Source organism: Bacteroides sp. D22, assembly GCF_000163675.1.
GTDB lineage: Bacteria > Bacteroidota > Bacteroidia > Bacteroidales > Bacteroidaceae > Bacteroides > Bacteroides xylanisolvens.
Window position 1 is genome coordinate 63,641 of sequence record NZ_GG774823.1, and the last position, 13,906, is coordinate 77,546.

Annotated in this window: 7 protein-coding genes; all 7 read left to right on the forward strand. The window is 42.1% G+C overall.

Going from position 1 to position 13,906, the window contains the following annotated elements; genetic code table 11:
- The first annotated feature begins 31 nt into the window (after positions 1-31).
- The 7 genes from HMPREF0106_RS03345 to HMPREF0106_RS03315 all read left to right on the forward strand — a co-directional run bounded on the left by HMPREF0106_RS03345 (position 32) and on the right by HMPREF0106_RS03315 (position 13,428).
- The gene (locus tag HMPREF0106_RS03345) at positions 32-1,675 is read left to right on the forward strand and encodes a DUF6377 domain-containing protein (protein ID WP_004313825.1); all 1,644 of its coding nucleotides are present in this window, start codon (positions 32-34) and stop codon (positions 1,673-1,675) included.
- A 210-nt stretch (positions 1,676-1,885) separates the two neighbouring features.
- Positions 1,886-4,891, forward strand: a complete 3,006-nt coding sequence (locus HMPREF0106_RS03340) for a SusC/RagA family TonB-linked outer membrane protein (RefSeq protein WP_009040966.1) — start codon at positions 1,886-1,888, stop codon at positions 4,889-4,891.
- Entirely contained in the window at positions 4,891-6,426 is a 1,536-nt protein-coding gene (locus HMPREF0106_RS03335; protein ID WP_008023874.1) for a RagB/SusD family nutrient uptake outer membrane protein, read from the forward strand. Before HMPREF0106_RS03340 ends, HMPREF0106_RS03335 begins: the two co-directional genes overlap by 1 nt.
- Positions 6,427-6,456: 30 nt before the next feature.
- Positions 6,457-7,947, forward strand: a complete 1,491-nt coding sequence (locus HMPREF0106_RS03330) for a glycoside hydrolase family 30 protein (protein ID WP_009040968.1) — start codon at positions 6,457-6,459, stop codon at positions 7,945-7,947.
- A gap of 22 nt (positions 7,948-7,969) precedes the next feature.
- Positions 7,970-9,967, forward strand: a complete 1,998-nt coding sequence (locus HMPREF0106_RS03325) for a DUF5125 domain-containing protein (RefSeq protein WP_009040969.1) — start codon at positions 7,970-7,972, stop codon at positions 9,965-9,967.
- Between the two features lie 185 nt (positions 9,968-10,152).
- Positions 10,153-12,405 carry a glycoside hydrolase family 3 C-terminal domain-containing protein gene (locus HMPREF0106_RS03320; RefSeq protein WP_009040970.1) on the forward strand — a complete coding sequence of 751 codons (2,253 nt, stop codon included), beginning with the start codon at positions 10,153-10,155 and terminating at the stop codon, positions 12,403-12,405.
- Between the two features lie 213 nt (positions 12,406-12,618).
- Positions 12,619-13,428, forward strand: a complete 810-nt coding sequence (locus tag HMPREF0106_RS03315) for a Fic family protein (protein ID WP_004313831.1) — start codon at positions 12,619-12,621, stop codon at positions 13,426-13,428.
- Positions 13,429-13,906: the final 478 nt, after the last annotated feature.

Below are 13,906 nucleotides of genomic sequence, written 5' to 3' on the forward strand. Positions count from 1 at the left end.
TTGTAATCTTCTATTAAAGTTTAATACTCCGATGAAAAAAAAGTACCTGATATTTCTTTTACTTCTCTCTTTTCCACTATATACCCGGGCCGATAAGACCTTGGACTCACTGTTGAATGTGCTTGATTTGACGATTCAGGAACATGAAATTTATGTGGTTCAACGAGAATCACGTATCAAGCACCTTAAAGAACTGACACACGGAATAGAACCTAATTCCGCGGAACAGTACAATCTGAACAGTCAGATATACAAAGAATATAAAGCCTTTATTTGCGACTCTGCCATCCACTATTTGAATGAAAATATCCGGATTGCAGAGCGCTTGCGTGATGCAGACCGGCAGATAGAAAGTCAGTTGCAGCTTTCGTTATTATTATCATCAACTGGAATGTATAAAGAGTCTCTTGATGTGCTGGAATCGGTAGACCGTCGGAAAATCATTCCTCGTTTAATAGCCGATTATTACACCTGCTTTGACCATGTGTATGGCGAGTTGGGCGTTTATACACAGGATAAAACCCTTTCGGGACGTTATTGGAGTATTTCACAGGCATATAGAGATTCATTATATGCTATATTGCCTCCGGAATCGGAAGAATACCTGCTGATGCGTGAAGCATCATTTCGCGATCAACGCCAGTATGAGGAAGCCCTGAAAGTGAATGATCTCCGGTTGACGAAAATAGAACCATATACTCCCCAATATGCGATGGCTACTTACCATCGTTCTTTGATTTACAAGTACAGTAATGATAGTTTGGGAGAGAAACGGAATCTTTGTCTTTCTGCTATATCGGATATTCGTTCTGCCATTAAGGACCATGCTTCGTTGTGGATGCTTGCCCAGCTACTTTACGAAGATGGTGATATGGAACGTGCGTACCAATATATGCGCTTTTCGTGGAATGCGACCAAGTTCTACAATGCCCGTCTGCGTAGTTGGCAGAGTGCTGACGTGCTTTCATTGATTGATAAAACCTATCAGGCAATGATTGAAAAGCAGAACGACCGTCTTCAACAGAACCTGCTGCTTATCACTGCACTGTTGGTGTTGTTGATTGTAGCTTTGGGATATATCTACCGTCAGATGAAAAAGCTGGCAGATGCAAGAAATCATCTTCAGGTAGCTAATAAGCAGTTAAACGGATTGAATGAGGAGTTGAGGCAAATGAATAGTTGCCTGTCTTCTACCAATATCGAACTCTCGGAGTCCAATCAGATTAAGGAAGAATATATTGCCCGTTTCATCAAGCTGTGTTCTACTTATATCAACCGTTTAGACGCTTACCGGCGGATGGTGAATAAGAAAGTGTCTGCCGGACAGATTGCGGAATTATTAAAGATAACGCGTTCCCAAGATGCTCTTGATGAAGAACTGGAAGAATTGTACGCAAACTTTGATACAGCCTTTTTGCATCTCTTCCCTAACTTTGTGGGAAAATTCAATGACTTATTACAGGAAAATGAACAGATTTTGCCGAAGAAAGGCGAGTTATTGAATACTGAACTGCGCATCTTTGCTTTGATACGTCTGGGTATTGAAGATAGTTCACAAATTGCGGAGTTTCTTCGTTATTCGGTGAATACAATTTATAATTATCGGGCGAAAGTAAGGAATAAAGCCCGTGGATCGAGAGAGGATTTTGACGATTTAGTGCGAAAAATTCGCTAATTCGGACTGTAAAACAACCACTTTTTTAGGTACACGCTATGGATGTAAATAGATGAAAATGAGATGATTATCGTTTTGTATGATCCACTTATTGCCCCCTCCTTGTTAGCTCACTTTAATTTCTTTATACTTTTGACCTGTGCTTCGAAAGTAATGAGAGTAGCCCATTGCTGACGAGCGTCTTATTATTAACTTTAAAACTTAGTACGCATGAAAAAAAACAGGCGAAAAATCCTTTCGGGGAGTCGCAAGATTTTCTTTGCTATCTTGGCAATGTTTTTATCTTTGAGTGCATCCGCACAGCAAATTACTGCATCCGGTCAGGTCCTGGATGCTCAAAAAGAACCGCTAATCGGTGTTAGTGTACAAGAGAAAGGTACGTCTAACGGAGCAATAACCGATTTAGATGGCAACTTCACATTAAACGTTAAGCAAAACGCCATTTTGATATTCTCTTATGTGGGTTATAAGTCGCAGGAGGTAAAGGCAGCCCAACAGATGAAGATCACACTTCAGGAAGATAATGAAGTGCTTGATGAAGTGGTGGTCATCGGTTATGGTTCGGTGAAACGGAAAGATGTGACTACCGCTATCTCTTCCGTATCTACCAAGGATTTGGATATGCGGCCTATCGTTTCGGCAGGACAGGCCATTCAAGGTAAGGCAGCCGGTGTCTCGGTGATTCAGCCTAACGGTACGCCGGGCGGTGAAATGTCTATCCGTGTTCGTGGTACTACTTCAATGAATGGTAGTAATGATCCGCTGTATGTAGTAGATGGAGTGCCTGTAGACAATATCAAGTTCCTTTCTCCGAATGATATTGAGAGTATGCAGATATTGAAAGATGCTTCATCGGCATCTATCTACGGTTCGCGTGCCGCTAACGGAGTCATTCTAATTACTACGAAGGCCGGTGCATCCGGTAATGCCAAAGTTTCTTTGACAGCCCAGTTCGGTTTGAACAAAGTAGCCGATAAAGTAGAATCCCTGAATGCAGCACAATATAAAGAATTGCAGGATGAAATCGGACTAGTGTCTTTGCCGGACGGATTACCCGATCGCACCGACTGGTTTGATGAAACGTATACGACCGGAAAGACTCAAAATTATCAGGTAGCTGTATCCAATGGTAATGAGAAAATGAAATATTACCTTTCTGCGGGTTACCTCAAAGAACAGGGAGTGTTGGACATCTCTTATTACAAGCGTTACAATTTCCGGGTAAATCTGGAAAATCAGGTTCGTAAATGGCTGACAGTAAGTGCTAATATCTCTTATTCAGATTATACAAGCAATGGAGGCGGAGCAATGGGAACAGGCTCGAATCGGGGTGGTGTTATTCTGGCTGTTATCAATACACCGACTTATGCGCCGGTGTGGGATGCTTTGAACCCTAATCAGTATTACAATAACTTCTATGGAGTGGGTAATATCACAAATCCATTAGAAAATATGGCCCGCGCGAAAAATAACAAAGACAAAGAAAACCGCTTGTTGGCATCGGGTAATATATTGCTGACTCCATTTCCGGAACTGAAGTTTAAGTCTACTCTTACTCTTGACCGTCGCAACGCCGTTAATACCACTTTTCTTGATCCGATTTCTACTGCTTGGGGCCGCAATCAGTACGGTGAGGCTTCGGACAATCGGAATATGAACACGGTGCTGACATTTGATAATGTATTGACTTATAATAAAAACTTCAAGAAACATGGCTTGGAAGTAATGGCCGGTTCGTCATGGACGGATTCAGACTATTCAAATAGCTGGATCAATGGATCCCACTATCGTAGCGATCAGATTCAAACGCTGAATGCTGCCAATAAAATATCTTGGGATAATACAGGTACGGGTGCGTCCCAATGGGGAATTATGTCATTCTTCGGACGTGTAGCTTATAACTTCGACAGTAAATACCTGGTAACAGCTAATCTTCGTGCCGATGGTTCTTCTAAATTGCATCCCGATCATCGTTGGGGCGTATTTCCTTCATTCTCTGCAGCCTGGCGTATTTCTTCGGAAAAGTTCATGGAGAACCTGACATGGATTGACGATTTAAAATTGCGCGGTGGCTGGGGACAAACCGGTAACCAGTCGGGTATTGGTGACTATGCATATTTGCAGCGTTACAATATCGGTCGTATCGAATGGTTTAAGAAAGGCGGCGAAGGTGATTCTACTGATTATGCAAATGCTGTTCCTACCATTAGCCAGGCCAACTTGCGTACATCTGATTTAACATGGGAAACCACGACACAGACCAATATAGGTCTGGATCTGACCATATTGAATGGACGGTTGACGTTTAATGCCGACTATTATTATAAGAAGACCAAAAACATGTTGATGAATGTATCATTACCTGCCGGTGCCGCAGCCGCTACGTCTATTGCCCGTAACGAGGGTGAAATGGTAAATAAGGGTTTTGAGCTTTCTATTAGTTCGAAAAATCTTCGTGGAGGAGCATTTACATGGGATACAGACTTTAATATCTCTTTTAACCGGAATAAATTGACAAAACTGGAATTACAGAAAGTTTATTACGATGCTAAAACTGCGGATGTGGTGAATGACTATGTGGTACGTAATGAGCCGGGCCGTGCTTTGGGAGGTTTCTACGGTTATATAAGTGATGGGGTAGATCCTGAAACCGGTGAATTGATGTATCGTGATTTGAACAATGACGGTAAAATATCATCTTCCGACCGTACTTATATCGGTGATCCGAATCCGGATTTCACCTATGGTATGACTAATACCTTTTCATGGAAAGGCTTTAATTTGAGTATCTTTATCCAAGGTTCTTATGGAAACGATATTTATAATGCTTCACGTATTGAAACGGAAGGTATGTATGATGGTAAGAATCAGTCGGCCCGTGTACTGAATCGTTGGAAAATACCCGGACAGATAACAGACGTGCCTAAGGCTAATTTCAAATTGCTCAATTCTACCTATTTTGTAGAAGATGGCAGTTATCTAAGATTGAAGGATATTTCCTTGTCCTACAATGTTAAAGGCAAACTGCTGAAGAAATGGGGAATTACCCGTTTGCAACCTTACTTCACGGCTACTAACCTGCTGACATGGACCAGCTATTCGGGAATGGACCCGGAAGTAAACCAATGGGGTAACAGCGGTACGGTACAAGGTATCGATTGGGGTACTTACCCGCATTGCAGATCATACGTGTTTGGTATTAATGTTGAATTCTAATGAAAGGAAAGATTATGAAACTAAGAACTATATTTTACGGATTAACCTCCGGCTTGCTATTGGGACTTTCTTCCTGCTCGCTGAATTATGAGCCATTAGACACCTATTCGGATGTGACGGAAGGAGTGACAAGTGATGGTACAAAAATCGTATTCAAGGATAAAGCTGCAGTTGAAAGTCATCTGACAACACTTTATAATCAAATGCGTGACCGTCAGGAACATTGGTATGTGGATTTACTTTTGATTTCAGATTCCCATTCGGATAATGCTTATGCCGGTACTACCGGAGCGGAAGTTGTCCCGTTTGAGAATAACTCGATTGAAGGTTCCAATTCTGTGTTGGAACGTGACTGGAACCGTTATTTGGAGGATGTGGCCCGTGCCAATAAACTCATTTGTAACATTGACCTGGTGACAGATAATTCGTTGACTACTGCCGAACGGGCGCAATACAAAGCAGAAGCGAAGATATTCCGTGCCATGGTAATGTTTGACATGGTACGTCTGTGGGGTGATTTCCCTGTGATTACAACGGTGGCTGATGATATTACTTCTGAAAACATTGATGAGGTATATCCACAATATTTCCCCAAACAAAATACGGAACTTGAAGCTTATCAGCAGATTGAAAAGGATTTGTTGGATGCAGTATTGTATGCTCCGGACAATACGCCGGGGAATAAGACGTTGTTTTCCAAATCTGTAGCTCGTACCTTATTGGCTAAAATATATGCCGAGAAACCTTTGCGTGATTATACGAAAGTTATCCAATATTGTGATGAGGTGAAAGCAGACGGTTTTGATCTGGTAGATGATTTCAGTGATTTGTTTGGAATGAATGCTGCGGGAACAGATGCAAAGATGCGTAATACAAAAGAATCGATTCTTGAAGCACAATTTACATCCGGAGCAGGTAACTGGTGTACATGGATGTTCGGGCGTGATCTTGTGAATTGGAATAACAATTTCACGTGGGCGAAATGGGTGACTCCGTCACGTGACCTGATTAGTGCTTTCAAACAGGAAGGGGATGAAGTCCGTTTCAAAGAATCAATAGTCTATTACGATTGTAATTGGAGCAACTATTATCCGTCTGATAATTATCCGTTCATGTATAAATGCCGCTCTGCCAACAGCAGTATCATCAAGTACCGTTATGCCGATGTCCTGTTGCTGAAAGCAGAAGCGCTGATTATGCAGGATACGCCGGATTTGGAAGGAGCCGCCGATATAATAGATGAAGTGCGCGACCGTGCCAAATTGGGAGCACTTCCCACCTCTGTCCGTTCAAACAAAAACGTCCTGCTGAATGCCTTACTTAAAGAACGTCGGTTAGAACTGGCTTTTGAGGGACAAAGATGGTTTGATCTGGTCCGTCTGGACAAGGTAGAAGAGGTGATGAATGCAGTGTATGCTAAGGATTCAGGTCGCAAAGCGCAGATTTACACTTTTGATAAGAACTCTTATCGTTTGCCAATTCCGCAGTCGGTAATCGACGCGAATGATAAGATTCACCAGAATCCGGGTTATTAATTCAACTAAAAACATAGAAAACTTAAGATTATGATAGACATGAGAAATATAGCATTGACCTTTTTAGGATGCTTCACCATATTAGCTGCATGCAGCAACAGTGACGATGCGGAGAAACCGGTTACACCTGTTCCGACCGGAGATGTGACTATTTATGCAACCACTAGCAGCCTGACTCGCGATTTGACCCGTGATGCCGTTAATTTCAGTTCGAAAGATAATTTGGCACCTACTTCAATCACATTGAACCCGACTGAACAATATCAGACAATGGACGGCTTCGGAGCTGCTATCACAGGCGCCACTTGTTTTAATCTTCTGCAAATGAAACCGGAAGATCGTCACGCTTTTCTTACGGAAACATTCTCTGACGACAAAGGCTTCGGATTTAGCTATATCCGTATCTCTATCGGCTGCTCGGACTTTTCATTGAGCGAATATACCTGCTGTGATACGAAAGGTATTGAGCATTTTGCTTTGCAAAGTGAAGAGAAAGACTATATCCTTCCGATTCTGAAAGAGATTTTGAGCATCAATCCTTCTATTAAAGTCATTGCCGCCCCTTGGACTTGTCCAAAATGGATGAAAGTAAAGAGTCTCACAGATCTTACTCCGCTAGATTCATGGACAAACGGTCAGCTGAATCCAGCCTATTATCAGGACTATGCCACTTATTTTGTGAAATGGGTACAAGCCTTCAACGCCGAAGGCATTGATATTTATGCTGTAACTCCCCAGAACGAACCGTTGAACCGTGGTAATTCCGCTTCACTTTATATGAGTTGGGAAGAACAGAGGGACTTTGTGAAAACAGCACTCGGACCTAAATTCAAGGCAGCCGGACTAGCTACGAAAATTTATGCATACGATCATAACTATGATTATAGTGATATTGCAACAGAAAAGAACTACCCCGGTAAGATGTATGAGGACGCAGCTGCTTCCCAATACCTGGCCGGAGCAGCTTATCACAACTATGGCGGGAATCGCGAAGAGCTTTTAAATATACATAAAGCCTATCCTGAAAAGGAACTTCTTTTCACGGAGACTTCTATCGGAACATGGAATAGCGGACGTGATTTGTCGAAACGATTGCTGGAAGATATGAAAGAAGTAGCATTGGGTACGATCAACAACTGGTGTAGGGGAGTTATAGTGTGGAACCTGATGCTTGATAATGACCGTGCTCCTAACCGTGAAGGCGGTTGCCAGACTTGCTACGGAGCGGTGGATATCAGTAATAGCGACTATAAGACAATTATCCGCAACTCGCATTATTATATCATCGCCCATCTCTCAAGTGTGGTGAAACCGGGAGCGGTACGTATCGGTGCATCCGGCTATGCTGATAGCAATATCATGTATTCTGCTTTCGAGAATCCGGATGGAACATACGCTTTTGTACTGATGAATAATAATGAAAAGACTAAAAAGATAACCTTAAGTGATGGTAAGCGTCATTTTGCTTATGATGTTCCGGGCAAATCTGTGACTTCCTATCGTTGGGCAAAGTCGGAATAAGAACTTTAAAACGATCAAGACAATGAAAAAAAACAGTTATATTATATTGGCTTTGGCAGGAATGTTATCCATGAATTCCTGTAATGATGACGAATTCTTGCCCGGTAATCCGAGTATGGAAATCAAAGCAGAGAATGCAGATGCTCTTTTTGGTGACAGTCTTCCGTTTACGATTAAAGCCTCGGATGTGGATGTGCCTCTTTCTACGTTGAAAGCACAGCTTTTTTATGGAGAAGAACAAGTGTCTGAAACGGTCATCCGTACAAAGACAAGCGGAAATGACTATACTGGTAAAATCTTTGTTCCTTATTATGCTAATATTCCTAATGGAAAGGCAACTTTGAAATATATTCTTCAGAACATTCATTTTACTACCACAGAAATGACGAAAGAACTCGCTCTGGCACGACCGGACTTCCCCTATCTGACATTAGTGGATGAGGAAGGAAAAGAGTACCGGATGGAACGTCAATCCATGTACAAGTATAGTGTGACAGGAGACTTCTCGCAAAAGATGAAAGCGTATATCAAGACTCCGAAAGTGGGAGAGAATGGGAACGAATTGACCTTCGGCTGGGAGAATGGAACGATTGAAGCCGGTTCTACTAATGCTATCTCATTTTCTAATACGGAACCGGGAAATTATGCTATCAAGTTTAATACGTTGACTTACGAGGCAGAACCATTTGCCAAGTTAAAGGTGAACGGTGAAGATATGGAATTGGTAGAGAATGATATCTATGCAATCAAGTTGACTTTGAAGAAGAATGACATTCTAGCGTTTGAAGGGGTGCCTGATTATGATAATTGGTGGATAGACCAGGATTATTTTGAAAAGCAGGAAGATGGAACATTGAAATTCCTGCCGATTGACGGAAGTTACCAAATAACAGCCAATGGTAAAATGAAGTATTTCTCTGTCATTGCTTTGAAGAATGGTGAGGCTGCCAAGTTGCAGGATGATGGAACAGGTGCTATCTGGGCTATTGGAACAGGAATCGGTAAACCGTCGGTGGCACTTTCTGAAGTAGGGTGGACTCCGGAAAACGGTCTGTGTATGCCACAGCTTACTGCGAAGAAGTATCAACTGACATTTATAGCTGGCGTTACCATGAAAGTGGATGATATTAACTTTAAGTTCTTCCATATCAATAAATGGGACAACGGCGAGTTTAAGGGTGATGCTATTTCTACAACGAGTGAATTGGTTAAAATCTCATCGGACGGAAACTTGGGACTGGAAGAAGGTCAAAAGTTCGAAAGAGGAGGTATTTACAGGTTTACAGTTGATGTGACGAAAGGCAATACCAAGGCTGTGTTGACAGTGGAGAAAGTAGGGAAGGTAGATTTACCTGCACCGGATATTTTCTTTGGTAATGATAAGATGGAGGTGACAGATACTGATATATATAAGTCGGATCAGGCGTTTACACAAGGACAAATGATAACTGTTACAGGCATTGATAATTTGAATGAATGGTGGATCGATCCTGACTTCTTTGAGAAACAAAGTGATGGTGCATTGAAGTTCCTGCCGATTAACGGAGATTATCGGGTGACAGCTAATGCTGTTTTGAAGTATTTTTCTGTAATGGCTTTGAAAGATGGTAAACCGGCCAAATTGCAAGATGACGGAACGGGTGCAATCTGGGCTATCGGAAAAGGAATCGGTAAGCCTTCTGTTACGTCTTCCGAAGTAGGTTGGGAGCCAAGTAAAGCGCTCTGTCTGGCGCAAGTTGCTTCTAAAAAGTATCAGCTAACCTTGAAAGCCGGGGAAACGTTGAAGACTAGTGGTGACCCGGAAGTGATTAGTTTTAAGTTCTTCCATCAAAATGATTGGGGAGGAGAATTCGGCAATTATGCAAGCTCTATTTTAGTGGAACAGCTTAAACTTGCAGATTCCGGAAATTTGGAAATGCAGGATAATAAAGCATTTGAAGAAGGAGCTGTCTATCGATTTATCATTGATGTAACGAATGGCAATGCAAATGCTGATCTGAAGGTTGAGAAAATAAATTGATCTGAAGATTAATGCCGGATTTTTATTGAAACTATCCTGAAAGGGTATGATGAATTGTACCCTTTCAGGATTCATCTTTGGTCGGAATAATGTAAAAAACATTAATAAACTCGTCCGCAACTAGGAAATATCCCCTGTTTGGGAGTCTATATAAATAAAGTATGAACTTATTTCTTATATCATAAATGAACATGAAATTCAAAGCAATGTTACTTGGCTTGTCTGTGATAACTGCGTTGCCTGCCTTTGCGCAGAAGCCCGTGTATCTGGACACTGGTAAGCCTATCGAAGAGAGAGTGAAAGATGCATTGAACCGGATGACCCTTGAAGAAAAGGTGAAGATGATTCATGCACAGTCTAAATTTAGTTCGGCAGGCGTTCCCCGCCTCGGAATTCCCGAAGTATGGGCTACCGACGGTCCTCATGGTATCCGTCCGGAAGTGTTGTGGGATGAATGGGATCAGGCTGGATGGACAAACGATTCCTGTATTGCCTATCCGGCATTGACGTGTCTTTCTGCTACATGGAATCCCGAAATGTCGCATCTTTATGGGAAAAGTATCGGTGAAGAGGCGCGTTACCGCAAGAAAGACATCTTGTTGGGGCCCGGTGTGAATATCTACCGTACTCCCTTGAACGGACGTAACTTCGAGTATATGGGAGAAGACCCGTATCTGTCCGCCACTATGGTGGTTCCTTACATCAAAGGTGTACAAGAGAATGGGGTAGCTGCCTGTGTGAAGCATTATGCATTGAACAATCAGGAGTTCAACCGTCATACCACCAATGTGCAATTGAGTGATCGTGCTCTTTATGAAATATACCTGCCTGCTTTTAAAGCGGCTGTTCAGGAAGGTGGAACATGGTCGATTATGGGCTCTTATAATCTTTATCAGGGACAGCACGCTTGTCACAACAAACGTCTGCTTAAAGATATTCTTCGTGATGAATGGGGTTTTGATGGCGTTGTAGTGTCCGACTGGGGAGGTGTGCACAACACCGAACAGGCTATTCACAATGGCATGGACTTGGAGTTTGGTTCATGGACGAACGGACTGTCTGCCGGAACGAGAAATGCCTATGATAATTATTTCCTTGCTTTCCCTTACCTGAAATTAATCAAGGAAGGTAAAGTAGGAACAAAGGAACTGGATGAAAAGGTTAGTAATGTCCTTCGTCTGATTTTCCGTACTTCAATGGACCCGCACAAACCATTTGGCTCTTTAGGCTCTCCCGAACACGGGCAAGCCGGACGTCAGATTGGAGAAGAAGGGATTGTACTGTTGCAGAACAACGGTAACTTATTGCCTATCGATTTGAATAAAGCTAAGAAAATAGCCGTTATCGGTGAAAATGCCATTAAGATGATGACTGTGGGCGGTGGTAGCTCTTCTTTGAAAGTGAAATATGAGATTTCTCCGTTGGATGGACTGAAAAGTCGTGTGGGCTCAAAAGCAGAAATAGTATATGCCCGTGGGTATGTAGGCGACCCGACAGGAGAGTATAACGGTGTGAAAACCGGTCAGGACTTGAAAGATAACCGTTCGGAAGATGAATTGCTTGCAGAAGCTTTGCAAGTGGCTAAAGATGCCGACTATGTAGTCTTCTTCGGTGGCTTGAACAAGAGCAATCATCAGGATTGTGAAGATTCGGACCGCGCTTCTTTAGGTTTGCCTTACGCGCAGGATAGAGTGATAAGCGAACTGGCAAAGGTGAATAAAAACCTGATTGTTGTCAATATCTCCGGCAATGCAGTGGCTATGCCTTGGGTGAATGAAGTGCCTGCTATTGTTCAGGGTTGGTTCTTAGGTTCGGAAGCCGGAACAGCTCTTGCTTCCGTATTGGTGGGAGACGCTAACCCTTCAGGAAAACTTCCTTTCACCTTCCCTGCAAAACTGGAAGATGTAGGTGCTCATAAACTGGGCGAATATCCCGGTAATAAAGAAGAGCTGGCACAGTCTAAACATAGAGGGGACACCATTAATGAAATCTATCGGGAGGATATTTTCGTAGGTTATCGCTGGGCGGATAAAGAGAAAATCAAACCGCTGTTCCCGTTCGGACATGGATTGAGCTACACTACTTTTGCCTATGGAAAACCCTCGGCCGACAAGAAAACAATGACTGCAGATGATACCATTTCTTTCACAGTCAATGTGAAGAATACAGGCACTCGTGAAGGTCAGGAAGTTGTTCAGCTTTATATCAGTGATAAGAAATCCTCTCTCCCTCGTCCGGTAAAAGAGTTGAAAGGTTTTCAGAAAGTGAAACTGGCTCCGGGAGAAGAGAAGGCGGTAACGCTGACGATTGATAAGAAAGCATTGAGCTTCTTCGATGATGCTAAACACGAATGGGTGGCCGAACCGGGTAAGTTTGAGGCAATCATCGGTAGTTCATCCAGAGATATTAAAGGTACTGTACCATTTGAGTTGAAATAGGTAGATGTTTGGTTAGAGATTTTTTTAAGGAGATGACAGAGAGTCTGGGTACTCGGAAAACGCTAAGTGATTGCAACAAATCGACTTAGCGTTTTTTTATTGCCTAATTTTCCCAGCGTTTGCAAAAAAATAGTAAGAAAGTAGTCGTTTCGCTTGGTAAAGTGTTGTATCAGAAGTAATTTTGGGAAAAATAACAATTAAGGTAACCTAATTATGGAAAAAGGTATTTGGCTGGAAATAGAGGAACTGTATAAGGAGTTTCAGCAACTCGGTATCAGTCAGTCGGTGGACTATGAGAAGTACTACCTCTATTCTCTTATTACCCATTCTACAGCCATTGAGGGTTCTACACTAACCGAAATGGATGCACAGCTTCTTTTCGATGAAGGTGTAACAGCTAAAGGAAAGCCGTTGGTATATCATCTGATGAATGAGGACTTGAAGAAAGCATACGAGCTTGCTAAAAAGGAAGCGCAACGCAATACTGTTATAACTCCTGCTTTTTTGCAGAAGTTAAACGCTACTTTGATGCGGACAACAGGGGGAAGGCATAATACAATAGGCGGCTCTTTCGATTCTTCCAGAGGTGAGTTCCGTTTGTGTGGCGTTACGGCTGGTGTAGGTGGGCGTTCTTATATGGGTTATCAAAAAGTACCTGTTAAAGTAGAAGAACTTTGTTTCTTGTTGCAGGAACGGCAAAAGAATGTGGAAACGTTCCGTGAACAATACGAATTAAGTTTTAATGCTCACCTCAATTTAGTGACTATTCATCCTTGGGTGGATGGCAACGGGAGAGCAGCTCGCTTACTGATGAACTATATTCAATTCTGCTATCATCTTTTCCCCGCTAAGATTTTTAAGGAGGATAGGGCAGATTATATCCTTTCTTTACAACAGGCGCAAGATGATGAAACCAACCAGCCTTTTTTGGATTTCATGGCGGTGCAATTGAAAAAATCACTGTCTTTGGAAATTCAAAAATATAAAGCTTCTCACGATAAAGGATTTAGTTTTATGTTTTAATCTTGTAGGGCTTCTTTTGATAAGACTTCCACCCATTGTATATTGTGTTGTTTTTCATTAACGAAATCACCATTACAGTAACGGCGGTTGCATTTATTAATATCGAACTTATGTAATTCTCTAATAGTTTTAAATAAAGGTTCATCAGTTTCACCGTTAGCTGAATAGTTATAGACCAGATATTTATGGTGGAAGAGGTACATAAAATAATAAAGAATCATCCTTCACACTCGTAAGCGTCTCCGCGATTCTATCTTGTCGCCCTTTTTTCATTCTTATATTTTTGCGATGTATAAAAATGAAGCATTATGGATTTAGCAGAAAATCGATTTGGAAAAACTTGGAAACATTTCCTTGAAGTATTGAAAGTAGACTACAATTGTTCTTTAGCCGATGTTTGCCGCGATCAGCATACCACTTTTGGTGGTATGAGTTCCTGGATGTCCAGACGGGGCTATAGCGTTAAACAAGCCAAGGC

Coding starts and splice junctions, on each gene's coding strand:
- HMPREF0106_RS03325 (WP_009040969.1), top strand. CDS start 7,970: ATGAAAAAAAACAGTTATATTATATTGGCTTTGGCAGGAATGTTATCC.
- HMPREF0106_RS03330 (WP_009040968.1), top strand. CDS start 6,457: ATGATAGACATGAGAAATATAGCATTGACCTTTTTAGGATGCTTCACC.
- HMPREF0106_RS03345 (WP_004313825.1), top strand. CDS start 32: ATGAAAAAAAAGTACCTGATATTTCTTTTACTTCTCTCTTTTCCACTA.
- HMPREF0106_RS03320 (WP_009040970.1), top strand. CDS start 10,153: ATGAACATGAAATTCAAAGCAATGTTACTTGGCTTGTCTGTGATAACT.
- HMPREF0106_RS03340 (WP_009040966.1), top strand. CDS start 1,886: ATGAAAAAAAACAGGCGAAAAATCCTTTCGGGGAGTCGCAAGATTTTC.
- HMPREF0106_RS03335 (WP_008023874.1), top strand. CDS start 4,891: ATGAAAGGAAAGATTATGAAACTAAGAACTATATTTTACGGATTAACC.
- HMPREF0106_RS03315 (WP_004313831.1), top strand. CDS start 12,619: ATGGAAAAAGGTATTTGGCTGGAAATAGAGGAACTGTATAAGGAGTTT.